Source organism: Prescottella equi (genome assembly GCF_002094305.1).
GTDB lineage: Bacteria > Actinomycetota > Actinomycetes > Mycobacteriales > Mycobacteriaceae > Prescottella > Prescottella equi.
Window position 1 is genome coordinate 486,678 of sequence record NZ_LWTX01000003.1, and the last position, 25,419, is coordinate 512,096.

At 69.1% G+C, this 25,419-nt stretch carries 25 protein-coding genes and 1 tRNA gene; 10 read left to right on the forward strand and 16 right to left on the reverse strand.

Going from position 1 to position 25,419, the window contains the following annotated elements; all coding sequences use genetic code 11:
- Positions 1 to 2 precede the first annotated feature (2 nt).
- Both A6I89_RS11595 and crgA read right to left on the reverse strand, forming a co-directional pair.
- Positions 3 to 473 carry a PH domain-containing protein gene (locus A6I89_RS11595; protein ID WP_022593199.1) on the reverse strand — a complete coding sequence of 157 codons (471 nt, stop codon included), beginning with the start codon at positions 471 to 473 and terminating at the stop codon, positions 3 to 5.
- Between the two features lie 107 nt (positions 474 to 580).
- Positions 581 to 844, reverse strand: a complete 264-nt coding sequence (gene crgA, locus A6I89_RS11600; RefSeq protein ID WP_005516576.1) for a cell division protein CrgA — start codon at positions 842 to 844, stop codon at positions 581 to 583.
- 156 nt (positions 845 to 1,000) lie between these two features.
- On the opposite strand from crgA, the gene A6I89_RS11605 reads away from it, so the two are divergent.
- Both A6I89_RS11605 and A6I89_RS11610 read left to right on the forward strand, forming a co-directional pair.
- Complete coding sequence (locus tag A6I89_RS11605) at positions 1,001 to 1,765, forward strand: DUF881 domain-containing protein (protein WP_005516575.1); 765 nt, start codon at positions 1,001 to 1,003, stop codon at positions 1,763 to 1,765.
- A 31-nt stretch (positions 1,766 to 1,796) separates the two neighbouring features.
- A complete protein-coding gene (locus tag A6I89_RS11610) occupies positions 1,797 to 2,462 on the forward strand; it encodes an aminodeoxychorismate/anthranilate synthase component II (protein WP_022593202.1) in 666 nt (221 codons plus the stop codon).
- A gap of 23 nt (positions 2,463 to 2,485) precedes the next feature.
- Here A6I89_RS11610 and pknB read toward each other — a convergent pair whose 3' ends face one another.
- The 7 genes from pknB to A6I89_RS11645 form a co-directional block, all read right to left on the reverse strand.
- Positions 2,486 to 4,417 carry a Stk1 family PASTA domain-containing Ser/Thr kinase gene (gene pknB, locus A6I89_RS11615; protein ID WP_005516571.1) on the reverse strand — a complete coding sequence of 644 codons (1,932 nt, stop codon included), beginning with the start codon at positions 4,415 to 4,417 and terminating at the stop codon, positions 2,486 to 2,488.
- A complete protein-coding gene (locus A6I89_RS11620) occupies positions 4,414 to 5,784 on the reverse strand; it encodes a serine/threonine-protein kinase (RefSeq protein ID WP_022593204.1) in 1,371 nt (456 codons plus the stop codon). Before A6I89_RS11620 ends, pknB begins: the two co-directional genes overlap by 4 nt.
- A 3-nt stretch (positions 5,785 to 5,787) precedes the next feature.
- Positions 5,788 to 7,275, reverse strand: a complete 1,488-nt coding sequence (locus A6I89_RS11625) for a peptidoglycan D,D-transpeptidase FtsI family protein (protein ID WP_013414386.1) — start codon at positions 7,273 to 7,275, stop codon at positions 5,788 to 5,790.
- On the reverse strand, positions 7,272 to 8,714 hold the full coding sequence (locus A6I89_RS11630) for an FtsW/RodA/SpoVE family cell cycle protein (RefSeq protein ID WP_022593206.1): 1,443 nt from the start codon (positions 8,712 to 8,714) through the stop codon (positions 7,272 to 7,274). Before A6I89_RS11630 ends, A6I89_RS11625 begins: the two co-directional genes overlap by 4 nt.
- A complete protein-coding gene (locus A6I89_RS11635) occupies positions 8,714 to 10,141 on the reverse strand; it encodes a PP2C family protein-serine/threonine phosphatase (RefSeq protein WP_022593207.1) in 1,428 nt (475 codons plus the stop codon). The genes A6I89_RS11630 and A6I89_RS11635 overlap by 1 nt, the downstream gene beginning before the upstream one ends.
- Positions 10,138 to 10,605: an FHA domain-containing protein FhaB/FipA gene (locus A6I89_RS11640; RefSeq protein WP_005516561.1), complete on the reverse strand. Its 468-nt coding sequence runs from the start codon at positions 10,603 to 10,605 to the stop codon at positions 10,138 to 10,140. Before A6I89_RS11640 ends, A6I89_RS11635 begins: the two co-directional genes overlap by 4 nt.
- 163 nt (positions 10,606 to 10,768) lie before the next feature.
- Positions 10,769 to 12,109 carry a DUF3662 and FHA domain-containing protein gene (locus A6I89_RS11645; RefSeq protein WP_022593208.1) on the reverse strand — a complete coding sequence of 447 codons (1,341 nt, stop codon included), beginning with the start codon at positions 12,107 to 12,109 and terminating at the stop codon, positions 10,769 to 10,771.
- A gap of 197 nt (positions 12,110 to 12,306) precedes the next feature.
- Here A6I89_RS11645 and A6I89_RS11650 point away from each other — a divergent pair.
- Positions 12,307 to 12,389, forward strand: a tRNA-Leu gene (locus A6I89_RS11650).
- Positions 12,390 to 12,569: 180 nt separating this feature from the next.
- On the opposite strand, the gene A6I89_RS11655 is transcribed toward A6I89_RS11650, so the two are convergent.
- Positions 12,570 to 13,529 carry an alpha/beta hydrolase family protein gene (locus A6I89_RS11655; RefSeq protein WP_022593209.1) on the reverse strand — a complete coding sequence of 320 codons (960 nt, stop codon included), beginning with the start codon at positions 13,527 to 13,529 and terminating at the stop codon, positions 12,570 to 12,572.
- Positions 13,530 to 13,647: 118 nt separating this feature from the next.
- Between A6I89_RS11655 and A6I89_RS11660 the strand changes: the two genes are divergently transcribed.
- Positions 13,648 to 14,229 carry a TetR/AcrR family transcriptional regulator gene (locus A6I89_RS11660; protein WP_005516556.1) on the forward strand — a complete coding sequence of 194 codons (582 nt, stop codon included), beginning with the start codon at positions 13,648 to 13,650 and terminating at the stop codon, positions 14,227 to 14,229.
- Positions 14,230 to 14,310: 81 nt separating this feature from the next.
- On the opposite strand, the gene A6I89_RS11665 is transcribed toward A6I89_RS11660, so the two are convergent.
- Positions 14,311 to 14,811, reverse strand: coding sequence for a hypothetical protein (locus tag A6I89_RS11665; RefSeq protein ID WP_022593210.1), 501 nt, complete (start codon positions 14,809 to 14,811; stop codon positions 14,311 to 14,313).
- A 19-nt stretch (positions 14,812 to 14,830) separates the two neighbouring features.
- Positions 14,831 to 15,241, reverse strand: coding sequence for a RidA family protein (locus A6I89_RS11670; RefSeq protein ID WP_013414393.1), 411 nt, complete (start codon positions 15,239 to 15,241; stop codon positions 14,831 to 14,833).
- Positions 15,242 to 15,324: 83 nt separating this feature from the next.
- On the opposite strand from A6I89_RS11670, the gene A6I89_RS11675 reads away from it, so the two are divergent.
- Positions 15,325 to 15,708 carry a winged helix-turn-helix transcriptional regulator gene (locus tag A6I89_RS11675; RefSeq protein WP_005516553.1) on the forward strand — a complete coding sequence of 128 codons (384 nt, stop codon included), beginning with the start codon at positions 15,325 to 15,327 and terminating at the stop codon, positions 15,706 to 15,708.
- 4 nt (positions 15,709 to 15,712) lie between these two features.
- Here A6I89_RS11675 and A6I89_RS11680 read toward each other — a convergent pair whose 3' ends face one another.
- On the reverse strand, positions 15,713 to 16,456 hold the full coding sequence (locus A6I89_RS11680) for an IclR family transcriptional regulator (RefSeq protein WP_005516552.1): 744 nt from the start codon (positions 16,454 to 16,456) through the stop codon (positions 15,713 to 15,715).
- Positions 16,456 to 17,943, reverse strand: coding sequence for an APC family permease (locus A6I89_RS11685; protein ID WP_022593211.1), 1,488 nt, complete (start codon positions 17,941 to 17,943; stop codon positions 16,456 to 16,458). Before A6I89_RS11685 ends, A6I89_RS11680 begins: the two co-directional genes overlap by 1 nt.
- Positions 17,944 to 18,181: 238 nt before the next feature.
- Here A6I89_RS11685 and A6I89_RS11690 point away from each other — a divergent pair, with 238 nt between their 5' ends.
- Genes A6I89_RS11690 through tatA form a run of 3 tightly spaced genes read left to right on the forward strand, consistent with a single transcriptional unit; the run spans position 18,182 to position 20,663 of the window.
- Entirely contained in the window at positions 18,182 to 19,759 is a 1,578-nt protein-coding gene (locus A6I89_RS11690; protein WP_022593213.1) for a flavin monoamine oxidase family protein, read from the forward strand.
- 29 nt (positions 19,760 to 19,788) lie between these two features.
- Positions 19,789 to 20,463 (forward strand): Rid family hydrolase, encoded by a 675-nt coding sequence (locus tag A6I89_RS11695; protein ID WP_005516548.1) that lies wholly within the window; start codon positions 19,789 to 19,791, stop codon positions 20,461 to 20,463.
- Entirely contained in the window at positions 20,463 to 20,663 is a 201-nt protein-coding gene (tatA, locus tag A6I89_RS11700; protein ID WP_005516546.1) for a Sec-independent protein translocase subunit TatA, read from the forward strand. Before A6I89_RS11695 ends, tatA begins: the two co-directional genes overlap by 1 nt.
- Positions 20,664 to 20,725: 62 nt before the next feature.
- Here tatA and A6I89_RS11705 read toward each other — a convergent pair whose 3' ends face one another.
- A complete protein-coding gene (locus A6I89_RS11705) occupies positions 20,726 to 21,181 on the reverse strand; it encodes a MarR family winged helix-turn-helix transcriptional regulator (protein WP_022593215.1) in 456 nt (151 codons plus the stop codon).
- Between the two features lie 183 nt (positions 21,182 to 21,364).
- Here A6I89_RS11705 and A6I89_RS11710 point away from each other — a divergent pair, with 183 nt between their 5' ends.
- Positions 21,365 to 22,804 (forward strand): MFS transporter, encoded by a 1,440-nt coding sequence (locus A6I89_RS11710; protein WP_013414397.1) that lies wholly within the window; start codon positions 21,365 to 21,367, stop codon positions 22,802 to 22,804.
- A gap of 174 nt (positions 22,805 to 22,978) precedes the next feature.
- Here the strand turns inward: A6I89_RS11710 and A6I89_RS11715 are convergent, their stop codons facing one another.
- Complete coding sequence (locus A6I89_RS11715) at positions 22,979 to 23,998, reverse strand: FAD-dependent monooxygenase (protein ID WP_022593217.1); 1,020 nt, start codon at positions 23,996 to 23,998, stop codon at positions 22,979 to 22,981.
- A gap of 192 nt (positions 23,999 to 24,190) precedes the next feature.
- On the opposite strand from A6I89_RS11715, the gene A6I89_RS11720 reads away from it, so the two are divergent.
- Entirely contained in the window at positions 24,191 to 25,147 is a 957-nt protein-coding gene (locus A6I89_RS11720; protein ID WP_232244905.1) for a beta-propeller fold lactonase family protein, read from the forward strand.
- The last annotated feature ends 272 nt before the right edge of the window (positions 25,148 to 25,419 follow it).

The following is a 25,419-nucleotide window of genomic DNA, read 5'->3' on the forward strand; positions in this document are numbered from 1 at the left end:
ATTCAGTTCTCCGCCGGCACCAGGCCGTGCACGGCGAGTGCGTCGAAGACGACCACCGGATCGACCCCGAGGTCCCAGCGTCCGAAGATCAGCAGGCGCTCGGTGCCGTCGGCGTCGACGGCGTCGATCTCGAGCATCGGCACCCGCCGGCCCAGCCGGGGGTACGCGACGATCCGGACCCGTTCGATGCTGTCGCGCCTGTAGACCCGTCGCCCGGTGAGCCGGGTGGCCGCGAGCGCGGGCGCGGGACCGTCCTGGACGATCGCCAGCTTGGGACGCTGTCGGCCCCCGAGAAAAGCGAGCACGAACATTCCGAGCGCCGCCAGGACGGCGAGGAATCGTCCCGGGGCGTCGAGTCCGAGCAGGAGCGCGGCGGCGACCATGACGACGCCGCCCGCAGCCAGCGCGACCACCGCACCCAGTGGTGTGGACCACTCGAGCGACGGACCATGATCGATTTCATCCTCAGGCATGTGTACAACTACCCCTGTTATCCACAGGTGTTATCCACACTGGGGATGAATGACACGTGTGTAATTGGCGGCTGGGGATAACTCGGCTCTTCCGGTGAATGCGCAGGTCACCGCCACCGCATCGTCATGATCAGGCCGACGACCATGAATCCGAAGCCGATGAGGAAGTTGTATGCCCCCAGATCGTTCATCCACGAGAGGTTCTCGCCGGCCAAGTAGTACACAATCAGCCACGCCAGTCCGACGAGCATGAAACCGAGCATCACCGAGACGTAAACCGCGCTCGACGGACCGGCCTTCACCTTCACGGGGGTGCGGTTCGCGGGATTGATCGTGTAATCGGTCTTCTTCCGGACCTTCGACTTCGGCATGACGTCCTTGTTTCGTGTGAATGGATAACGCGAGCACGATGCCCGGATCCGTCCGGGCCGCCAGGGTAGATTCGCACCTAACCTGCTGTGAGTACACGCTAACTCAAACCGACGCGGCCAGGACCGATTGTCCGCGGTGAGGAGTGATGATCGAGGGTGTCCGACGTCGGAGACGAGCCGCAGCGCACCCGGCCCCCGTTCGGCTTCTGGTCGATCGCCGTGCTCGTCGTCTGCCTGGTCGCGGGTCTGCTGATCGCCACCACCCGCGAGGTGTCCCACGGCAACGAGATCCGCGCCGCCGACTCCACCCGCCTGTCCGATCTCGTCCGGCAGGCGCAGACCGAGGTGGATCGCGCCGCCCGCACCCGCGACGAGTTGGCCGCCCAGGTCGAGGAACTGCAGGAGACGGCCGCCGGCACCGACACCCGGGTCGCTGAGGTGCTCACCGAGAGCCGGGCGCTCGCGGACGCCGCCGGCCTGACCGAGCTGAGCGGCCGCGGAGTGGTCGTGACCTTGACCGACGCCCCCCGCGACGCCGACGGCAAGTATCCGGCCGGGGCCTCGCCGGACGACCTGGTCGTCCACCAGCAGGACGTGCAGAGCGTGCTCAATGCGCTGTGGGCCGGCGGCGCGGAGGCCGTCGCGATGCAGGACCAGCGCATCGTGAACACGTCGGCGCCGCGCTGCATCGGGAACACCCTGCTGCTGCACGGGCGCACCTACAGCCCCCCGTACGTGGTGACGGCGATCGGTGACCCGGCGCGGCTCGCGGCCACTCTCGCGAACGAACCCGGCATCAAGATGTTCAAGCAGTACGCGGTCCGCTACGGACTCGGCTACACCCAGCAGCAGTCCGACGCCCTCACCGTCCCGGCCTACACCGGGCAGTTGCACACCGAGTACGCGCGACCGGTCGCGTAGCCGCAACGTACTGCGCATTACCCTTCATCTCATGCGCATTCTGGTCGTCGACAACTACGACAGCTTCGTGTTCAACCTGGTGCAGTACCTGGGCCAGCTCGGGACGAACGCCGAAGTGTGGCGCAACGACGACGCGCGACTGACCGGTGACGCCGCGATCGCGGCCGCCGCAGCCGATTTCGACGGCATCCTGCTCAGCCCCGGCCCGGGCACCCCGCAGCGGGCCGGCGCGACGATGCCACTGGTCGGCGCGTGTGCCGAGGCGAAGACCCCATTGCTGGGGGTGTGCCTGGGACATCAGGCGATCGGTGCCGCGTTCGGCGCCACCGTCGACCGTGCCCCGGAACTGCTGCACGGCAAGACCAGCCTGGTGCACCACAACGACGTCGGTGTCCTCGCCGGGCTGCCCGACCCCTTCACGGCCACCCGCTACCACTCGTTGACCGTCCTCGCCGACACCATTCCGGACGAGCTGGAGGTGACGGCCCGCACCGACAGCGGCATCGTGATGGCGATGCGGCACCGTGAGCTGCCCATCCACGGCGTGCAGTTCCACCCCGAGTCGGTGCTGACCCAGGGTGGGCACCGGATGCTCGCGAACTGGCTCGGCGTGTGCGGTCAGGCGCCGAGCGAGACGATCGTCGCGACCCTCGAAGACGAGGTGGCCCGGTCGCTGGGAGACGCGCTCACGCGCTGACCCCGACGACCGGGCGACCCGGATCAGCGCGGGATGCCCAGTTCGCCGACGATCACCGTCAGCGGCGCGTTCTTCGCGACGTCGCTGCCCGCGGGCTGCTGCTGTCCGAGGATCTTGCCGACCAGGCTGGCGTCGAGCGTCGACTGACGCGTCTGCGTCAGCTGGTTGGACGATCCGGTCCACCCGGCCTTGCGCAGCGCCTCGACGGCCTGCGACACCGACATCTCGGTGAGGTCGGGCATCGTGAACTGCTTGCCGTTGGACACCTGCACGGTGATGACGTCGCCCTTCGCGGCGGTGGATCCACCCGACGGGGAGGTCGAGATGACCTGTCCCTCGGGCTTGCTCGAGTCGACGGTCGCGACCTGGACCTTGAAGCCGACACCCTCGATGTTGGGCTGCGCGACGTCGATCGTCTGCCCGATCACGTTCGGGATCCGCACCTGTTCGGGTCCGGAGCCCAGCGTGATCGACACCGTGGAGTCCAGGTTGATCTTCGCTCCCGACGACGGGTCCTGCGCGGTCACCTTGTCGAGCTGCGCCGGATCCGACGGGGCCCGATCGACTTCAGGGGCGAGACGCAGCCCGACGGCGTTGAGCGCCTGCGCGGCCTCGTCCTGCGAGAGCCCCGCCAGCTTCGGCACCTGCACCTGCTCCGGGCCCGACGACACCTGCAGGGTGACCGTGCTCTTCTCGCTCACCGACGACCCCGCCGACGGCGTGGTCGCGATGACGTTGCCCTCCGCGACCACCGCGTCCGGGCGGGTCTGGATGCTCGTGTCGAGGTTCATCCCCCGCAGCTGCGCCTCCGCGGCCTGCGCGGTCAGCCCGGCGACGTTCGGCACCTCGACCTTCGCCGGGTTCGACACCAGCGACCAGATGAATGCGCCGATGATGCCGACCACGACCAACGCCGCCACCGAGAGCATCGTGTTGCGGGCGGTGTTGCTCTTCTTGGCCGGCGCCGCGGCGGGGACGGCCACCGGGGCGGCGGTCGCCGTCGACGTGCGCGCGGGTTCGGGGCGGTACCCCGAACCGGTGCCCGCGCCGCTGTCCACGGGGCCGAACATCGTGGTGCGGTCCTCGTCGGACATCACCATCGGCGCACTCGGACGTTGCCCGCCCAGCACCCGCACCAGGTCGCTGCGCATCTCGGCGGCGCTCTGGTACCGGTTGGCGGGGTTCTTGCTCATCGCCTTGAGGATCACCGAGTCCAGCGCCGGCGGCACCGCCGGATTCACCTGCGAAGGCTGCTTCGGGTCCTCCCGGACGTGCTGGTAGGCCACGGCCACCGGGGAATCGCCCTTGAACGGCGGCTCGCCGGTGAGCACCTCGTACAGCACACAGCCCAGCGAGTAGACGTCCGAGCGGGCATCCACCTGCTCGCCGCGCGCCTGCTCCGGCGACAGGTACTGCGCCGTGCCGATCACCGCCGCGGTCTGCGTCATCGGGCTCGAGCTGTCCGAGATCGCCCGCGCGATACCGAAGTCCATCACCTTCACCGCACCCGCGCGGTTGATCATGATGTTGGCGGGCTTCATGTCGCGGTGCACGATGCCGTTGCGATGGCTGAAGTCCAGCGCCGCGCAGACGTCGGCGATGACCTCCATGGCCCGTCGCGGCTGCAGCGGGCCCTCGGTGCGGATGATGTCGCGCAGCGTGTCCCCGTCGACGTACTCCATCACGATGTACGGCAGCGGGCCGGCGTCGGTCTCGGCCTCCCCGGTGTCGTACACCGCGACGATCGCCGGATGGTTCAGCGCGGCCGCGTTCTGCGCCTCCCGGCGGAACCGCAGATAGAACGTGGGATCGCGGGCCAGATCCGCGCGCAGCACCTTGATCGCCACGTCGCGGCTCAACCGTAGGTCCCGACCCAGGTGCACCTCGGACATACCGCCGAAGCCGAGAATCTCACCCAGCTCGTACCGGGAGGAGAGATTGCGCGGTGTCGTCATGGCTGTCCTTGCGTGGCCGTGGTGGTCGTGGTCTCGGCCGTGGTTGTGGTCGTGGTCGGCGGGGTGGTCGTGGTCGTCGTCGTCCGCGGCGGGGTGGTCGTCGTGGTCGTCGGCGGCTCGGTCGTGGTGGTCGTCGTGGTCGGCGGCACCGTCGTCGTGGTGGTGGTGGTCGTCGGCGGCACCGTCGTGGTCGTCGTCCGCGGCGGCGTCGTCCGAGTGGTCGTCACCGGGGTCTTGGACGTCGTCGTCACCGCTGGCGGCGTCGACGGACCGTCCGATCCGCCGCCGAACAGCAACAGTCCCAGGGCGACGATCGCCGCCAGGGCGAGCAGGCCACCGCCGGCCCACGCGACCGCTTTCTGTCCGCTGCTCCAACCGCCGCCCCGACCGTCGTCGTCGGTAGCGTCACCACCGTTGTCGCCGTCGAAGCTGCGCTGCTGCTGCGTCGACATCATCGCCGTCGCGGCGGGCACGGCCACCGGCGGGACCATCCGCGACGCCGCGGTCGGCACCCGTCCCGGCGGCGGCGGTCGATGTCCCGCACGCACCGCGGCGACCGCGTCCGCGAACTCGCCGCCGTTGGCGTAGCGGCCGGCCGGATCCTTGGTGAGCGTGATGTCGATCAATTCGCGGATCGGCGCGGGCAGGTCGGCCGGCATCGGCTCGGGCGGTTCCTGCACGTGCTTCATCGCCACCGTCAGCGTGCCGCCGCCGCCGAACGGCCGCCGGCCCGACAGGGCCTCGTAGCCGACGACGCCGAGCGAGTACACGTCGCTGGCGGCGGTGGCCTCCTGGCCCAGGGCCTGCTCCGGGGCGATGTACTGCGCGGTGCCCATCACCATGCCGGTCCGGGTCACCGGCGACGCGTCGACTGCCTTCGCGATACCGAAGTCGGTGATCTTCACTTGCCCCGTCGGGGTGATGAGGATGTTGCCGGGCTTGACGTCGCGGTGCACCACGCCCGCCGAGTGCGCGGCCTGCAGGGCGCGTCCGGTCTGCTCGAGCATGTCCAGCGCATGCGGAATCGACAGGCGACCGACGCGGGCGAGCACCGCGTTGAGCGGCTCCCCGGCCACCAACTCCATCACCAGATAGGCGAGGTTGGCGCCGGCCTCGTCGCGGGTCTCGCCGTAGTCGTACACCCCGGCGATGCCCGGATGGTTCAGTTGCGCGGTGGTGCGGGCCTCGATCCGGAACCGCTCGACGAACTCGGGATCGGACGAGAACTCGGCCTTGAGCACCTTAACCGCGACCCGGCGGTCCAGACGGCTGTCGGTCGCCTCCCACACCTGGCCCATGCCGCCGGTCGCGATCAGCCGCTGCAGGCGGTAGCGGCCGCCGATCACCGACCCGTTCGTCAACGACATGCCTCAACCCCTCTGCAATCCGGCCGCGATGACGGCTCGTCCGATCGGTGCCGCGACGGAGCCGCCCGTTGCGGCGAGTGCCCGGTCACCGCCGTCCTCCACGATGACCGCGATCGCGACCGTCGGATTCTGCGCGGGCGCGAAGCCGATGTACCAGGCGTGCGGCGGGGTGTTGCGCGGGTCGTTGCCGTGTTCGGCGGTGCCCGTCTTGGACGCGATCTGTACGCCCGGGATCTTGCCCTGACCGGCGGTGTTGTTCTCCGAGCCGATCATCAGCTGCGTCAGCGTCGACGCCACCTCGGGCGAGACGGCCCGGCCCAGCGACTTGGGGCTCGTGGTCGCCAGGTTCGACAGGTCCGGCCCCTGCAGCTGCGATACCAGGTGCGACTCCATCCGCATGCCGCCGTTCGCGATGGTCGCCGCGATCTCCGCGTTCTGCAGCGGCGTCAGCGCGACATCGCGCTGGCCGATGCTGGACTGACCGAGTGCCGCGTCGTCGGGAATGGAGCCGATCGTGCTGTCCGCGACCGGGATCGGGATGCCCGGGGTGCCCGGCCCGATACCGAAGGCCTTGGCCTGCTCGGCCAGCGCGTCGGAGCCGGTCTTGATGCCCAGCTCGACGAACGCGGTGTTGCACGAGCGGGCGAACGCCTCCCGCAGCGATGCCGTGGCGCCGCCGCCGCACGTGGTGCCGTTGTAGTTCTCGAGCGTCGTCGACGTGCCGGGCAGCGTGATGTTCGGGGCCGCGGTCAGCTGTTCGTCCGGGTTGGCGCCGTTCTCCAGCGCCGCCGCCGTGACGACGACCTTGAACGTCGAGCCCGGCGGGTACGTCGCGGACACCGCGCGGTTGAGCATCGGCCTGTCCGGGTCGGAGTTCAGTTCGTCCCATGCCGCCGACGTCTCGGCGCCGTCGTGGCTCGACAGTGTGTTGGGGTCGTAGCTGGGCGTGCTGGCCATCGCGAGGATGTTGCCGGTGCTCGGTTCGATCGCCACGACCGAGCCGGTGTAGCCCTTCGCGGTCAGCTCGTCGTAGGCGACCTGCTGCATCACCGGATCGATCGTGCTGACCACGTTGCCGCCACGTGGATCGCGACCCGACACCAGATCGAAGAAGCGCTTGCTGAACAACCGGTTGTCGGAGCCGTTGAGGACCGGGTCCTCGGCCTTCTCGAGGCCGGCGCTGCCGTACTGCATCGAGTAGAAGCCGGTGACCGGCGCGTTCGCGAACGGGCTCGACGGCGCCGCCGGATTCGGCGGGTACACCCGCAGGTACTTGTAGCGGTCGTCGGTCGGGACCGAGGACGCGAGCACCTGCCCACCGGCCGAGATCTGGCCGCGCTGGCGCGAGTACTCGTCGAGCAGCACCCGCGAGTTCCGCGGGTCGCCGCGCAGATCGTCGGCCTTGATGACCTGCACGTAGGTGGCGTTGGCGAGCAGCGCAGCGACCATCACCATGACGGCCAGTGCGACGCGGCGGAGGGGAGTGTTCATTGGCGACCCAGCATTTCCGTCGGGGCGTCCGCGATGGGCGCGGGCCCCTTCTTCTTGGGTGCGGCGGGAGTGCGGGCGGCGTCGGAGATCTTCATCAGCAGCGCCAGCAGCAGGTAGTTCGCGAGCAGCGACGACCCGCCGTACGACACGAACGGCGTGGTGAGACCGGTCAGCGGGATCAGCTTGGTGACGCCACCGACGACGACGAACACCTGGATCGCGATCGTGAACGACAGCCCCGCCGCCAGCAGCTTGCCGAAGCTGTCGCGCACCGCGAGCGCGGTGCGCAGGCCGCGGACCACCAGGATCAGGAACAGCATGAGCACCGCGGCCAACCCGATCAGGCCCAGTTCCTCACCGATCGCGGCGACGATGAAGTCGGTCTTCGCGAACGGCACCTGCGACGGGCGGCCGCTGCCCAGTCCGGTACCGGCGATACCGCCGGTGGCCAGGCCGAACAGTGACTGCGAGATCTGGTAGCCGGTGTTCTGGTAGTCGCCGAGCGGGTCCAGCCACGTGTTCACGCGCACCCGGACGTGCCCGAACATCTGGTACGCCAGGAAGAACCCGACCACGAGCAGGGCGCCGCCGATCAGCAGCCAGCCGGCTCGTTCGGTCGCGATGTAGAGCATCACCAGCACGGTGCCGAAGACCAGCAGCGATGTGCCGAGATCCTTCTCGAACACCATGATGCCCACCGAGACGATCCATGCCACGAGGATCGGGCCGAGGTCGCGGGCGCGGGGCAGATCCATGCCGAGGAAGTGCCGGCCGGCGGTGGTGAAGAGGTCGCGCTTGGCGACCAGCACCGCCGCGAAGAAGATGATCAGCAGGATCTTCGCGAACTCGCCCGGCTGGATGCTGAATCCGGGCAACCGGATCCAGATCTTGGCGCCGTTGACCTCGGAGAACCGGGACGGCAGCAACGCCGGGATCGCCAACAGCACCAGGCCGGCGAGACCCACGGTGTAGCTGTAGCGCGCGAGCAGACGGTAGTCCCGCAGGAAGATCAGCACCGCGACGAAGCCGCCGACGGCCAGAGCCGTCCACAGCACCTGCTGGTTCGCGTCCGGGGACGGAATCGGCAGCCCCTGGTACACGGCGTTCTCGGCGTCGGCCAGGTCGAGTCGGTGGATCAGCACCAGCCCGAGGCCGTTGAGCAACGCGACGATCGGCAGCAGCAGCGGATCCGCGTACGGCGCGTACCGGCGCACCGCGAGATGCGCGACGACGAAGACCGCGGCGTAGGTGAGCCCGTACTTCGCGAGATCCCAGGTGATGGTCTGCTCCTGGCTGGCCTCGACCAGCACCAGCGAGATCGTGGTGATGGCGATCGCGCAGAGGATCAAGATCAGTTCGGTGTTCCGCCGCGTCGACTGCGTCGGCGGGGGAGCGAAACCGCCGGGCGGACTGGGGAACGGTGCATCGGACGTGGACATCAGCTACCGGTCCTGCAGTTCTGCCCGGGGATCTGTTCGACGGGCGCGGGCGTCGGCGCGGGTGCCGCCGTGGTCGGCGCGGCCCCTTCGGGAGCCGGCGGTGCGACCTCGGTGGTGGGTGCGGGCGACTCGGCCGGCGGCAGCGGGGTCGGTGTCGGCGTCGGTTCGGGCGTGCACAGCGGCAGCAGGTCGCTCGCGACGAGCCGTCGCATCTGTTCCGTCGCGTCGTCCTTGGTGCCCGACGGCAGACCCGCCCGCACCTGCTCGCGCGCGGACGGTCGCAGGTCGTCGACCGTCAGCACGTGACAGTCGCTCGGTGCGCTGCCGGGGTCGACGATCCGCAGGGTGCCGTCGTCGGCGATACACCCGATCAGTGCGCTCTCCTGCAGCGAGTAGCCGAGGAACGAGCCCGGAATGCCCTGCAGCACGGTGACCCGGTCGTCGGAGGTCCCGACGTAGTAGTAGTTGCGGATCATGTTCCGGCCCACGAAGAGCCCGGCGACGAGCAGGACCACCAGGCCGAGCCCGATCAGCGTCCAGCGCAGCTTGTGCGACTTCTTCGGCGGAGCTTCGGGCGTGGGAGCGACCCGCTTGGGCGCCGCGCGCGGCGGGCGCATCGCCGCGGCCCGCCCGGCCGCCGTGTTCGGGGGAGGCGTGTCCTCCTCCTCGTCGGACGCCGCACCACCGACGATCGGGTGACTCTGCCCGTAGTCGAGGTCGATGACGTCGGCGACGATGACGGTGACGTTGTCCGGTCCGCCACTGCGCAGGGCCAGTTCGATGAGCCGGTCGGCGCACTCGTCGTTGGTGCCCTCGCGCATCGTGTTGGCGATGGTCTCGTCGCTCACGACGTCGGACAGGCCGTCCGAGCACAGCAGGTAGCGGTCCCCGGCGCGGGCCTCGCGCACCGTGAGCGTCGGCTCGATCTCGTTGCCGGTGAGGGCCCGCATGATGAGCGAACGCTGCGGATGGGTGTGTGCCTGCTCGGCGGTGATGCGGCCCTCGTCGACGAGGGACTGCACGAACGTGTCGTCGCGGGTGATCTGGGTGAGCTGGTCGTCGCGCAGCAGGTACGCCCGCGAATCGCCGATGTGGACCAGGCCCAGCTTGCTGCCCGCGAACAGGATCGCGGTGAGCGTGGTGCCCATGCCCTCGAGCTCGGGATCTTCCTCGACGTGGTCGGCGATGGTGGCATTGCCCTCGTGGGTCGCGGCCTCGAGCTTGCCCAGCAGATCGCCGCCGGGCTCGTCGTCGTCGAGGTGCGCGAGCGCGGCGATCATCAGCTGCGACGCGACCTCGCCGGCCGCGTGCCCGCCCATGCCGTCGGCGAGCGCCAACAGTCGCGCACCGGCGTACACGGAATCCTCGTTGTTCGCGCGGACGAGACCGCGGTCGCTTCGGGCCGCGTAGCGGAGGACAAGGGTCACGGGCGGAGCTCGATCACGGTCTTGCCGACGCGCACCGGCGTGCCGAGCGGAACCCGGACGGCCGTCGTCACCTTCGCCCGGTCCAGGTAGGTGCCGTTGGTGGAACCGAGATCCTCGACGTACCAATCCGTGCCGCGCGGAGACAGCCGGGCGTGCCGCGTCGACGCGTAGTCGTCCGTCAGCACCAGCGTGGAGTCGTCGGCCCGCCCGATCAGAACCGGTTGTGTCCCGAGAGTGATGCGGGTACCGGCGAGTGCCCCCTGCGTCACGACGAGGTTCTTCGCGACCTTGGTCCGTCCGAGCGACGGCAGAACCGACGACGTACGCGAGTAACGCGGAGCGGGGCGGGCAACGCCCGCACCCGCATAGATGTCGCTGCGCAGCGTCTTGATCACTGCCCAGACGAAGAGCCAGAGCAGCAGCAGGAAGCCTGCTCGCGTCAGCTGGAGTATCAATCCCTGCACTGCTCGACACCTCCTTCGGGGGGACGGCGGCGCGGATGCGCAACCGGGGCATTTTCAGCTGGCTGCATCATATGTTGAAGCCGGCGGCGGTGATCATGATCTTGGGCCGCACCCCGTGTCCGGGATGCGGCTTTCGCGGGGTGACGGGCGGCGTCTGCCGTGGTCAGAGGATGCGCACCAGGATTTCGGAGTGCCCGGCGCGAATCACGTCACCGTCCGCGAGCTGCCAGTCCTGCACCGGCGAACCGTTGACGGTGGTGCCGTTCGTGGAACCCAGGTCCGAGAGCATCGCGACCTGGCCGTCCCAGCGGATGTCGAAGTGCCGACGCGAGACCCCGGTGTCGGGCAGGCGGAACTGCGCGTCCTGGCCGCGTCCGACGATGTTGTTGCCGTCCCGCAGCTGGTAGAAGCGTCCGCTTCCGTCCTCGAGCTGCAGCGTCGCGGTGAAGGTGCGTCCCGCCTCGGGCGTGTAGCCGGCCTGGTAGCCCTGGCCGTAACCCTGCTCGTACCCCGGCTGGCTGTAGGCCTGGTTGTATCCGGCCTGGTCGTAGTCGCCCTGCTGATACTCGCCCTGCTGATAGTCGTAGTCGGCGTAGCCCTGCTGCTGGTCGTACTGCTGGTCGTAGCCCTGCTGGTACTCGCCCTGCGGCTGGTAGCCCTGCTGGTAGCCGGGGTACTGGCCCGGGTACGGCTGTTGCTGGTCGTACCCCTGCTGGTCGTACCCCTGTTGATAGCCGCCCTGCTGGGGATAACTCTGGTCGTAACCGCCCTGCTGCGGGTAACCACCCTGCTGGGGGTAACCGGCGTCCTGCGGGTAGCCGCCCTGCGCCGCGCCGTACGCCTGCTGCTGGTCGTAGCGCGGCTGGGCGTAGCCCTGCGGGTAGTCCTGCTGGTAGCCGCCCTGATCCTGGTAGCCGCCCTGATCCTGGTATCCACCCTGGTCGCCGGGGCCCTGTGCCTGATCCGGGTGGGCGCTGCCGTTACGCGCGCCACGGTCGTCGCGCTGCTCGCGACCGGGCTCGTTTCCGGAGTTCTGGGTCATGGGGCCTGCTCCTGGGGTCGGTGAAACGGGTGTCGGGGCGCGCCGGGCCCGAGGAGCGGGGCCGGATGCGCCGGCGTCGCCGCGGTGAGCATCCGGATCGACCGATCCGGTGGTTCGGAACTGCCCGGTGTGCAGTGTCGGTGACGCCTCGAATCGGACGTCGATGTCACCGTAGGTCTGCCAGCCCTGTTCTCTGATGTATCCCTCGAGGTGTCGCGCGAAAGATTTCACCGTCAGCTCGTGATCCGACGCCAACTTCGCGTGATCGGACTCGTTGATCGTGATCACGTAGCTGTTGGGAGCGAGGTAGTGCCCGCCGTCCAGTTGCTGGACGCGGTCGGTGGCCTCGCGCTGCAGCGCCGCTTCCACTTCCTGAGGTACGACGCCTCCGCCGAAGACGCGCGCGAAGGCGTCACCGACGGCCCCCTGAAGCTTGCGCTCGAAACGTTGAACGATCCCCACGGCATGAACCTTGCTGTTGTCTGTTCGCGGTCAGTCTGCGTGTCGCGGCTGCAATCAACCCGGCCGCTGCCCCTGCATGATATCCGGACACCCCGTCCCGGGGGTCCTGCTAGCCGCTTCGCGATGCGTTTTTTGCACCTCTACCTGCACGAATCGTGATTTCGGCGAAGTGCGTGCTAGTGTTTTCCACGTCGCTCGGGCGAGTGGCGGAATGGCAGACGCGCTGGCTTCAGGTGCCAGTGTCCTTCGGGACGTGGGGGTTCAAGTCCCCCTTCGCCCACAACGAGCAGTTCCACGAACTGCGACGAACGAGGTCACGAACTCGAAAGAGTTCGTGACCTCGTTTTCGTTGGCGGGTTCGGTTGGACTGTCCACCGGATGCAGCGGCATGGCTGCGGCCCGCAGGCAGTAGCCGGGTCACCCGAAGAGCCCGGCGGCGAGCGGGTCCGGTGAGTCCGGGCTACTTGCTGTCGACGTGACCGATCGGGTTGGTTGTGTTCGCCAAGGCCGCCCGGGCCGCGGCCCAGTCGTCGGTATCGAGCTCGAGCGCGGTGCGAAGGTACGCAGTGCTCATCCGCTGCAGTAGGGCCACCCGCTCCGGGTTTTCGTCGGTAGTCTCGGCGACCTCGTATCCGGGGATCCCGCCCAGGGCGTGCTCGGCGTCGTGCAGAGTGAGCAGGTCGGTGGCACCGGGGCTGAAACTGTATGCGTCCGTGAACCAGTCGGGGCCGCGGCTGGACATCCGGGACTGGTCGTGGTCGCCTGCGACGACGAGTGTCGGCGTGGTGAGCTCACGGAACGACGGGTACATGAACGGGAAGTTGGCCCGCGCGAACGGATTCAGGTCCTCACCCCCGACGCCGGTCGCGGCCAGGAGGATGCCGGCCGAGACGCGGCTGTCGGACATGTCCTTCCCCACTTGCCCGTTCGCGTCCAGGATTCGGGCGCCGAGGAGTGCCTGCGCGGTCTGTGCGCCCCAGGAGTGACCGGCGACGGCGATGCGGGTGTGGTCGACCCGTCCGGTCAGACCGGGGACGGCGGCCTCGATGTCAGCGAGTTGGTCGAGGATGCGTTCGAGGTCGGCGATTCGTTCAGTCCAGATACTCGGGAAGCGAGGGTCGTCGAATCCGATCCCGTAGCGCCGGGAGTCCAGGTGGGTGGGCTGGATCACGACGAAGCCCCGGGAGGCCCAGAACGCGGCCAGAGGCGCGTAGCCGTCGTGGTTCCACCCGTTGCCGTGCGAGAACAGCACGACCGGCAGGTCGGAGCCGGTGGTCGGCGCGGAGACCCGCACCTCCAGCGGCAGTGCGCGGCCCGGGGCGGACAGTTCGACGGGGGCAACGGAGAGAACGGGGGTGCCGGCGCCGACGAGTTCGTCGAGGGTGGCGGCGAGTGCGGAAGACTGGACCGAAGAGGTCAAGACAGGGGTCCTTTCGAGGGGCTGTGCCCTGCCATAATGGAAAGCGGAGCACTGTTCCGAACAATACGGAGCAGTGTTCCGGATAGCAACCTGGTGCCGACGTGGAGGAGTGTGTTCTGTGACCGATGAGAGCGAGCGCCGGACGAAGCGCGCCGACGCGCGGCGGAACGAGCAGGCTCTTCTCGACGCAGCGGCGGCAGTGTTCGTGACGTCCGGCGTCGACGCGCCGGTGCGGGAGATCGCGGCGAGGGCCGGTGTCGGGATGGGGACGATCTACCGACACTTTCCGACCCGCCCCGAACTCGTGGTCGCGGTGTACCGCCACCAGGTCGAGGCGTGCGCGGACGCCGGCCCCAGACTGCTCGAGGAGAGTCCGACGCCGGAAGCGGCCCTGCGCGAATGGGTGGCCCTGTTCGTGGAGTTCCTGGTCACCAAGCACGGCCTCGCCGGCGCGTTGCAGGGCGACAGCGCCGGATCGGATGCGCTGCACGCCTACTTCGTCGACCGTCTCGTGCCGGTGTGTGCCGCCCTGCTCGACGCGGCGCTCGAGTACTGCGGCGCCATGCCCACGGTGGGCGCGTACAACCTGATGAAAGGCATCGGAAACCTGTGCATCGGGGCGGCTGCGGATCCCGCCTACGACGCCGACCGTCTGGTGCAACTGCTTGTCACCGGCGTACTCGGCAGATCCAGTCGGTAGACGAGAACGGGACTGAGTCGTGACCCCGGTCTGCGAAGTGGAAACTCGCGGCCTTCGTCGTTCTCGAAGACGTCGGTCCTTCTACTCTCGGCCGAACAACAACGTCTCGACGAGACCGATGCCCGGCGTGGGTGGGTCGGCGATGGTTTTCAGCAGTGTCGCGAGATCGGGTGCGACCTCGGTGGCGTCCTCGAACTCGGGTTCGGCGCCGTGCACGATCACGCCGTCGTCGCGGATCGCGAGATACGAGTACGGGCCGCGGACCGAGAGCAGGATCGGGCGGTGCCGCCTCCAGAACTCGGTGATCGCGGCCTCGTCTTCGGGGCCCGACGCTGCCTCCCGGCTCATGGTCTCGAACTCGTTCCAGGCGAACGCATCGTCGGACGGCTCCGCGTAGTCGCCGAGGGAGAGGAACCAGGTCGTGTCGTCGGGACCGGACAGGCGTGAGAACGACGACGCCCACGCCGTCTGGCCGGCCGGGGCGGACTCCAGCGGCGCAGGAACCCGCAGGTGCCCCGGGCCCGGTTCGAAAGACCAACCCGCCGAGCGTAAGCGGGCGATCGCGCCGACGAACTCCTCCATCGGCACCACGTTAGCGGGATCAGTCGCAGACCGCGGTGGCCTCGACCTCGACGAGCACGTCCGGCTCGAACAGGTACTCCACGCCGATGAGCGATGCCGGGGGCAGCGGCACGGCCAGTCCGATCTCGGCCGCGACCTGCTCGATGCCCGCCATGAACCCGTCGATCTTGTCGGGCGTCCAGCCCGTGACGTAGAAGGTGAGCCGCACGACGTCGTCGAAAGTTGCACCGGCGCCGGTCAATCCGGCCGCGGTGTTGCGCAGGGCCTGGGCCACCTGGCCCGTGAGATCGCCCGGTGCCACGGGAGTTCCGTCGGCGAGACGCGCGATCTGCCCGGCCACGTGGACGTGGCGGGTCCCGGATCCGATCGCGACGTGGTGATAGGGGGTCGGCCGGGTCATGCCATCGGGGTTGCGGAACTGCACGGTCATGGTGGATGTCCTCCAGGATCGGTTGCGGAAGGTATCCAATTGATACTTGGTGTACGCAGGGCACTTCAACGAAACTAGGTGGCATGACCGATACCTACCCGGCCGTTTCCGGAGGACTCGCCGTCACCCCGGCTCATCGAGAACTGCTCGATCAGGTCCTCGACAAGTGGTCGCTGGCGGTGCTCGACCAGTTGTGCGAGCGTCCCAGCCGCTTCAACCACCTACGCCGGGCGATTCCCGCGGTGACGCAGAAATCCCTCACGGCGACGCTGCGCCGGCTCGAGCGCAACGGCATCGTCGAGCGCGAACTGCTGAGCACCCGTCCGGTCGCCGTGGAATACCGCATCACTCCACTCGGCAAGACGCTGCGCCATCCGGTGGATGTCCTCGTCGGCTGGGCGGAGACGAACCGCGCGGCGATCGAGGATGCTCGCGCCCGGTTCGACGCGGAACAGGACGGCGTCTGACGGTTCACGAGGGCGTGCGGACCCCGCCCGGCGCCACTCGTCCGGCATACTCGCGCAGCAGGTTCACCAGGTCGGTGTCGTCGACGGCCAGTCGCCCGGTGGGGCCGATCGCGGCGAGGCCGCCGACGACGGCGCGCCGGCTGTCGTGGACGGGAACGGCGACGGCGGAGCGGCCCACCCGGATCTCGTCGACCTCGCGCGCGGGTTCGCCGCGGCGGATCACCGACAGTTCCACCTCCAATGCGTCGTGGTCGGTGATGGTGCGGGCGGTGACCTTCCGCAGCGGACCGGCCGCGAGGTCGGGACGCGATGCGAGCAGCAGCTTGCCGATCGCCGACGCGTGTGGCGCCGTCACCAGAGTGCGCTCGCCGGCGAGTTCGTGATCGGGGTCGCGGTCGATCAGGCGCACCCGTCCGTTCTCGTACGACGCGAGGTACACGCCGTAGCGGACCCGGGAGCGCAGTTCCTCGAGCACGGCACCGACGTCGACGGGTCGGTCTGCGGCCCCAGCCAATTCGCGGGTGCGGCGTCCGAGGGTGAAGCCGGAGAGATCGGCGACACGGACGAGATAGCCGTCGGCGACCAGCAGGTTCAGCAGTCGGTACGCCGTCGCCTGCGGGATGCCGGCGAGCGCGGCGATCTCCTTCGCGGAGGCCCCCGAGCCCAGTTGTGCGGCCGCCTCGAGCAGCGCGAGCGCCCGCTGCACGGCGCGCGGTTCGTTGCCGCCGAGGTCTCTCGCGGGCGCCATCAGCGAGCGTCCCGGCCGACCAGGACGGTGCGGCCGGACGCGTCGGCGGCGAACACGCCCGCCCCGGGCAGGACGTCCGCGGATTCGGCGTTGTCGAATGCCCCCATGCGCAGCAGCGCGTCCGGGTGGCGACCGTGCAGCCAGCAGCGCCACACCAGTCCGGACGACAGCACGGCGACCACCGCGACGGGCACCACGTACGACGCGTCGATCACGTTGACGTACAACAGGTATCCGAGCACCGACGTCCCGGCGACGCTGCCGAGGGTGCTCGCGGCGAGCACGCGGGGAGTCTGTTCGCCGATGCGGCTGAGGAAGCGCACCGACGCGAGCGCCACCACCACGTACGCGACGATCACGGCGCCGCGCACGACCAGTCTCAGGTCGCCGAACACGACGCCGGTGCCGAGCACCGCGAACGTTCCGGCGCCGAGGACCACCACGCCGACCACGAGCGCCAGGGCCGCGTCCGGGGTGCGGAACGACGCATGCACCCGTCCGCACCAGCGGGGGAGTGCGCCCTCGACACCGAGCGAATACACCAGCCGGGACGCGGCATTCGACGACGCCATCGACGAGGCCAGCCACGAACAGCTCAGTCCGACGTTCAATGCCACGACGATGACGGGATCGACCCCGGTCGCGGTGCCGTGCAGGTACGCGTCGACGAGGGTGTCGCTGCGCCCGGTCCAGGCCGCCCAACCGGCGAACAGGAACAGCGATCCGCAGATCAGCGGCGTGAGCAACACCGTTCGGGTGACGGTCACCAGCGGCCGCCGGGCCTCGGGTCCGAAGAAGGCGGCGCTCTCGAATCCCGCGAGCGCGAACAGTGCCGTGAGGACGAGCGCCAGCGTGCCGTGCCCCGACGCCGGCGGGACCAGGACCGGCGCGGACGCGTTGTCGCCGAACAGCATCAGGGCGACGATGAAGGCGAGCGAGCACATCTCGACGGCCAGGATCGTCACCGCCGCGAACCGCACACCGCGCACGAGGCAGCACAGGATGCCCACCGCGAGCGCGAGGTACACCGGTGGTGCGGGCGGGGAGAATCCGGCGAGCCCGCACAGCGCGATCACCGCCTGACCGCCGTGATACAGCGTCATGACGGCGCTGCCGACGTACTTCACCAGCATCGCGACGGCGGCGGTGAGCGCCGCCCGGCTCCCGGATCCCCGGAACGCGAAGCTGTGCAGACCGCCGGCCGCCGCCATGCGCCGGGTGAACTGGGAGACGCAGAACGCGATGAGGGTGACGGCGATCGTCGCGACCAGGATCGTCACGATGCCGCTCACGAGGCGGTCGTGGGTGAGCATCGTGAGCGGCAGGATCACCATGGACACGGCCGGTGCGGTGGTGGCGACGGACTGCGCCAGCACCTCGACACCGGACAGTTGCCGCCGACCGAGGGCTCGCATCGACGACAGGGCGGGACGCTCGGGTTCCCCGGTGGTGAACGAGCGCGCTATCGCGTCGGTGAGTGCGGACACGCGCGTGACGCTAGTAAGTCTGTGTAACAACGATATTGCGTGCATGCTTCCTCTGGTCGCACCTGCTCGAGAATGCAATGCAACGGCACGACGCATGTTCTCAGTCGACTCCGCGAAACCGTTTCCCCCGTGACAACTCCGCGACCCGAGACGTCCCCAGGATGAGTTCCGAACTGATCACCCGGATCGCCGGGCGGACAACTGGGAGCGTGAAATGGCATTCACACGTAGGACTTTCATGCAGGCCCTCGGCGTCACGGGTGGCGCGGGCCTGGCGTACGGGGCGATGTCCTCGATCGGCATGGCCCCCGCCACCGCCGGCGCCCCCAAGCGCTTCCAGTCGCTGTCGACCGGTGACTTCGTCGGCTCGGTGCGCGGCGATCACTCGGTGGTGATCCTCGGCGGCGGGCCTGCGGGTCTGTGCGCGGCCTACGAGATGCGCAAGGCCGGCTACAAGGTGACGGTGCTCGAGGCGCGGACCCGCCCCGGTGGTCGGGTGTGGTCGGTTCGGGCCGGCACCGAGGAGACGGATCTCAACGGCGAGACCCAGAAGTGCACGTTCTCCGAGGGGCATTTCTTCAACCTCGGGGCCACCCGCATCCCGCAGGGGCACGTCACGCTCGACTACTGCCGCGAGCTGGGTGTCGAACTACAGATGTTCGGCAACCAGAACGCCAACACGATGGTCAACTACACCGGCACCAAACCGCTGGCCGGGCAGTCCATCACCTACCGCGCCGCGAAGGCCGACACCTTCGGTTACGTCTCGGAGCTGTTGCAGAAGGCGACGAACCAGGGCGCGCTCGACGACGTCCTCACCAAGGACGACAAGGACGCGTTGTCGGAGTTCCTCAGCAGCTTCGGCGACCTGTCCGACGACGGTCGTTACCTGGGGTCGCCGCGCCGCGGCTACGACTCCGAGCCGGGGGCGGGCCTGAACTTCGGTACCCAGAAGCCGGCACTACCGATGTCCGACGTCATCCAGAGCGGCATCGGCCGCAACTTCGCCTTCGACTTCGAGTACGACCAGGCGATGACGATGCTCACCCCGGTGGGCGGCATGGACCGGATCTACTACCGCTTCGCGGAGGAGATCGGCGACAGTCTCGTCTACGGCGCCGAGGTCACATCGATGAAGAACACGCCCGACGGGGTGACCGTCGAGTACCGGGTGAACGGCCGGCTCGAGTCCGTCACCGCCGAGTACGCGATCTGCACCATACCGCCGCACCTGATCGAGCGACTCGACAACAACCTGCCGGCGGACGTCGTCACCGCACTGCGGGCCGCGACGCCGTCGTCGTCCGGCAAGCTCGGCATCGAGTACTCGCGCCGCTGGTGGGAGATCGAGGACCGGATCTACGGCGGTGCATCCAACACCGACCGGGACATCTCGCAGATCATGTTCCCGTACGACCACTACAACTCCGATCGCGGTGTGGTGGTGGCCTACTACAGCTCGGGTCGGCGTCAGCTCGGTTTCGAGTCGCTCACGCACCGGCAGCGGCTCGCGAAGGCGATCGCCGAGGGCTCGGAGATCCACGGCGACAAGTACACCCGCGACATCTCGTCGTCGTTCTCGGGTTCGTGGCGGCGCACCAAGTACTCCGAGTCGGCGTGGGCGTCGTGGGCCGGGGCCGGCGATTCGCACGGCGGCGCCGCGACCCCCGAGTACACCAAGCTGCTCGAGCCGGTCGACCGCATCTACTTCGCGGGCGATCACCTGTCCAACGCCATCGCGTGGCAGCACGGGGCCTTCACGTCCGCGCGTGACGTCATCACCAAGATCCATCAGCGCGTCGCCCAGGCCGCTTGAGCCCGTTCACCATTCACGAAGGAGCCATCATGACTTCCGTCTCTCGCAAGGCCATCGCCGCGGTCCTCGCAGGCTCGGCTTTGATCCTGACCGCAGCAGGTTGTTCGTCCGACACCGCCGAGGCGGAACCCGCACCCGAGTCGACGTTCGTCTCCAAGTCGGTTCTGGAAGCGGGCCAGGCGAATCCGATGATCGCGCAGGGTGTCGCGATCGGCGGCGGCGCGGCCGTCTACAAGACCAGCGGTCTGGGGCCGGCGGCGTCCAACAAGGCCGCGCCCGAGGGCACCCCGGAGTCGTACATCGACAGCCAGTTCGGCGGTGGGATGCTGCCGGCGGGGGTCACGGTCACCGAGGCGCAGGGCATCAACGTACTCAAGAAGATCCGGGAGAACCTGGAGGCACAGGGACTCACGCTCGAGGACGTCGTGACGATGCGCGTGTTCCTCGACAACGCGCCGGGCACCGATCGCGCCGACTACGCGGGCTGGAATCGCGCCTACCGGCAGTTCTTCGCCAACACGAACCTCGAGACCGGCGACACCGAACTGGTGCCGATGGGGACGGCGGCACCAGCCGCCCCGATCGAGCGGAACAGCGCGCGTCCCACCCGTTTCGCGCTCGAGGTCGGCAGCTTGCCGGTCGCGGGATGGTTGGTCGAGGTCGAGGTGGACGCGGTCTACCCCGACGGCGAGGAGCCGTCCTGATGGGCGCGCTGAGTCCCGGGCACTGGGCGATCGTGGCGGTGGTGCTGCTGGTGCTGTTCGGGTCCAAGAAGTTGCCCGACGCCGCACGCGGGCTGGGTCGCTCGCTGCGGATCCTCAAGAGCGAGGTCGGCGAACTGCAGGCCGACGATCAGCCCGGCGAGATCGGGAAGGTCGAGCCGTCCCGGCAGCTGTCCTCGTAGACGTCGACGAGCGAAGGGCCGCGCAACCAGAGCGTTGCGCGGCTTTCTTCGTTCCCGCCCGGTCACGGCCGCGGCCAGGCCCGGCCGTCGAGTTCCTCGATGTCGGTGTTGAACCGGCGCAGGTAGGCGGCGAAGGCGGCGACGTCCTCCGCGGACCAGTCGCGCATCACCCGGTCGAGGGCCGAGATGTTCGCCGTGCGCTCGGCGTCGAGTTCCTCCCGTCCGGCGTCGGTGAGCCGGAACTTGCGGGCCATGCCGCCGTCGGGGTCGGGGATGCGGTCGACGAGCCCGGCGTTGAGCATCGCGGTGGTCTGGCGGTGGAGGGTGGAGGTGTCGAGCGCGAGGGCGTCGCTGAGCTGTCCGATCGACATCGGTCCTTCCACGCTGATCCGGCTCAGGAGCGTGTACGCGCTGCGGTCGAGTCGGCCGCCGCTGCGGCGGGGGCGCGGATTGTGCAGCGTGAGGTGCCGGCCGAGCAGCATCGTCTCGAAATCGATCAGGTTCGTGGGCTTGTCCATACCGGTCCTCTCGCAAAGCCGCATCGGTGTCGCGATGCCCTCCCATTGTGCCCGCCGGAATCGGACATATCACTCCGAACTGGGATTTTGCGCGATGCAACTTGATTGCACGATACAACTTGGTTGTATGCTGCAACTACTTTGCGTAACGAAATCCATTGATCGAGAAGTTGGGAGACCCGCGTGGACAACTCCGCGCCCGCCACCCGTTCGGGGGGCATCGTCACAGTGCTGGCGGTCGCCGGCATCGTGGCAGCACTCATGCAGACCCTTGTGGTCCCGCTCATCGGCGACCTGCCGCGCATCCTCGACACCACGGCGTCGAACGCGTCGTGGGTCGTCACCATCACGCTGTTGGTGGGTGCGGTCGCCACGCCGGTCACCGGGCGACTGGGGGACCTGCTCGGCAAGCGGCGGATGCTGCTCTTCTGCTCGGTGCCGCTGGTGATCGGCTCGATCACCTGCGCGCTGGCCACGTCGCTCGCGCCCATGGTGATCGGTCGTGGTCTGCAGGGACTCGGCATGGGCATGGTGCCGCTCGGTATCAGTGCGCTGCGTGAACTGGTACCGCCACAGAAGCTCGGTTCGTCGATCGCGCTCATCAGCGCCACCCTCGGCATCGGCGGTGCGCTCGGTCTGCCGATCTCCGCGGCCGTCACCCAGAACACCAGCTGGCGGGTGCTGTTCTGGGGCTGCGCGGTGCTCAGCGTGCTCATCGGTGTGCTGATCTGGCGCCTGGTCCCGGCCACCCCGGCGATGGCCACGGGCGGCTTCGACTTCGTCGGCGCGGTCGGTCTCGGCATCGGGCTCGTGAGCCTGCTGCTCGCGGTGTCGAAGGGCGCCGTCTGGGGATGGGGGAGCCCCGAGATCCTGGGGCTGTTCGCGGTGGCGGTGGTCGTGCTGCTGGCCTGGGGCTGGTGGGAGCTGCGCACCGCGGACCCGCTCGTGAACCTGCGCCTGGCCGCGGGCCGTCAGGTGCTGTTGACCAATGCGGCGTCCGTCGTCGTCGGCTTCTCGATGTACGCGCAGTCGCTGATCATCCCGCAGCTCCTCCAGCTGCCCGAGTCCACCGGTTACGGGCTGGGCCAGTCGATGCTCGCCATGGGCCTGTGGATGCTGCCCGGTGGTTTCGTGATGATGGCCGTCTCGCCCGTGGGCGCCAAGTTGTCGGCGGCGCGCGGCCCGAAGGTCACGCTGGTGCTAGGTGCGCTGGTCATCGCCCTCGGCTACGGCTCGTCGATGCTCCTGCTGGGCTCGACGTGGGGCCTGCTCGTCGTGGTCTGCATCTCGAACGCCGGTGTCGGCCTGGCCTACGGCTCCATGCCCGCACTGATCATGAGCGCGGTGCCGCCGTCGGCCACGGGCTCCGCGAACAGCTTCAACACGCTGATGCGCTCGGTGGGTACGTCCGTCGCGGCCGCCGTGGTCGGTGTCGTGCTCGCGCAGATGAGCGTCGACATCGGCGGTGGGCACACGATCCCGACGGAGGCAGGTTTCCGTACCGGTCTGCTCATCGGGTGCGGTGTGGCGCTCGTCGCCGCCGCCATCGCCGCGGCGATCCCGGGTCGAAGGCCCGCGCCGGCGTCGGTCGAGCCCGGCGCACCCGCTGTCGCGAAGGTCTGACCAGGGCATTCGGGTGGAGTCGGGATCGCGGGATCTCGCACTCGGGCAAGAAGTTCGATCCCTGTGAGACAAACGTTCAACAAGTGCTAATGTTCGTCCTGCACTGGCCGCAGCTGACTACTCGCTGCGGCCAGTAGCTATTTTTGCAGCCGGATCCGCTCGGGGTCCGATGTTTCACGCGAAACGTGAGCCGAGTCCCACGACGACGTCCCGGATGCCGGTCCACCGCCGCGCGGTCGCGATCCGGCCCGCGACGTGCGAGGCCCGCACCAGCCGGCGGGTGGGACGGCGTCGGGCCCGGTCGTAGCGCCGCAAGGCGTCGGGCACAGCGTGTTCGGTGAGCAGCCGGCCCAGCGTCGCGGCGTCGACCATCGCCTCGCATGCACCCCGGCCCAGGTTCGGGGCCATCGAGTGCGCGGCGTCGCCGATCAGCGCGACGTTCCCGTGCACGTACGACGGCAGTTTCGGCGACTCGTAGAGGTCGTGGTGCAGCACGGTGTCCGGGTCGATCTGCTCGAGGATCTTCCGGACGTCCTGGTGCCAGTCGCCGAAACGGCTGCGCAGCAGGTCGACTCCGTCGGAGACGCCGACGGGGGACCGGACCGCGGCGAACCAGTTCACCAGGCCGCCCTCCCGCGGGGTGATGCCGAACAGGGCGCCCGGACCCCACGTCTCGGTGACCGATGCCGTCTCGCCGGGAATCCACCCGCGCCACGCCGTCAGGCCGGTGGGGACGGGGCGGTAGCGGGACCCGAACAACACGTCGCGGGTGGCACTACGGGTGCCGTCCGCCGCGACGACGACGTCGAAGTCGGCGAGGGTGCCGAGATCGGGTGCGGGCTCGCCGAATCGGACGGTGCCGGCCGGAAGACCGTCGACGAGGATGCCCAGCAGCGCCGGACGGGAGATCAGATACGCCGTGCGGCGGGCGCTGTCGACCCGGCCGATCACCGAGCCGTCCGGTCGCAGGAAGGCGGCACGCTGCTGCCGCGCACCGACGTCCCGCACGTGGGGGCCGACACCCGCGACGTCCAACGCGGAGATTGCCTGGGGCCACATCCCGAGAGCGGTCCCCGTGGTCGGCGGTGCGGGGGAGCGTTCGAACACCGAGACGTCCCATCCGCGGCGGATCAGGACGTTGGCGGCCGTCAGCCCACCGATGCCGCCACCGAGGATCGCTGCCTTGCCAGCCATGTGGGGACCGTACCCGACGTCCGGCGGCGCTTCCGGGCATCGATCCGGTGCGCCGCTCGCCCGGGTGTTTACAGGCCCGTCGACGCGGCGTCCAATGGAGGTGAAACGAAGATGCGCCGCCGTCGACGGTGTGTGAGCGCTGTCCGACTCCGGCGATTTGCCCTCTTGGAGAAGGGAAAGCGCGTGACTTCGATGTCCAGGTCCGCGGCGCTGGTGGCGGTGTCCGTGGCAGGCCTGGTCCTGTCCGCGCCGATCGTCCACGCGGACAACGTGACCGCGACCGTCCCGGTCGGTGCCGGACCTACCGAGGTGGCCGTCGCCCCCGACGGCTCCCGCGTCTACGTCACCGACTACTTCGATGCCGCGGTCACCGTCGTCGACACCGCGACCGGCACCGTCACCGCGACGGTGCCGGTCGGCGGGTATCCGACCGACGTCGCGATCGGCCCCGACGGTTCCCGGGCCTACGTCACCAATTCCGACGACGGCACGGTGTCCGTGCTCGACACCGCCGCCGGAACCGTGGTGGCCACCGTCCCGGTCGGCGCCGGCCCGGAGGGGGTCGCGGTGACTCCCGACGGTGCGCGGGCCTTCGTGTCGAACTACGACGGCGGCACGGTGTCGGTGATCGACACCCGCACGGACGCCGTGACCGCCACGGTTCCCGTCGGCCGGTTGCCCTCCGAGGTCGCGATCACCCCGGACGGCACGCGCGTGTACGTCGCCGAACAGGGCAGCAACGCGGTGGCGGTGATCGACGTCGCGACCGCGACCGTCGTCGGCAGCGTCCCGGTCGGCGACGGGCCGTTCGGGGTGGCGATCACGCCGGACGGCACCCGGGCCTATGTCACCGCGTGGGACAGCGACGCGGTGTCGGTGGTGGCGCTGCCGGTGAACGCCGTCGTCGCCACCGTCCCGGTCGGCGACCGCCCGTTCGGCACCGCGGTCTCGCCCGACGGGACCCGTGCGTACGTGACGAACTATGCGAGCGACACGGTGTCGGTGCTCGGGACCGCGGTCGACGCCGTCGTCGGGACCGTCGTCGTCGGCGACAGCCCGTCCGCCGTGGTTATCACCCCGGACGGCACCCGGGCGTACGTGTCGAACTACGACGGCGACTCGGTGTCGGTGGTCGCGATCGAGCCGTGACTCGGCGGTGACGGTGCGGCCGACGATCGTGCCGATGCTGCAACTCGTCGGCCCTCCGGGCGCGAAACAATCGCTCTAGGCTGTGATGTGCACTTCATTTCCCCAGCAATGGGGAGAAAAACCACAGGTCACGGAGTGGAGAGGGGAACCTTGCTTGCGTTTCTCCCGGGTGCGTGAATTAACCTTTTCTCAACACGGTGGACTCATAACCGTCTGAAACGCCCCAGAGCAACGTCGCCGGGGCGGACGTCAGTCCCGTGCCGAGGCTCAAC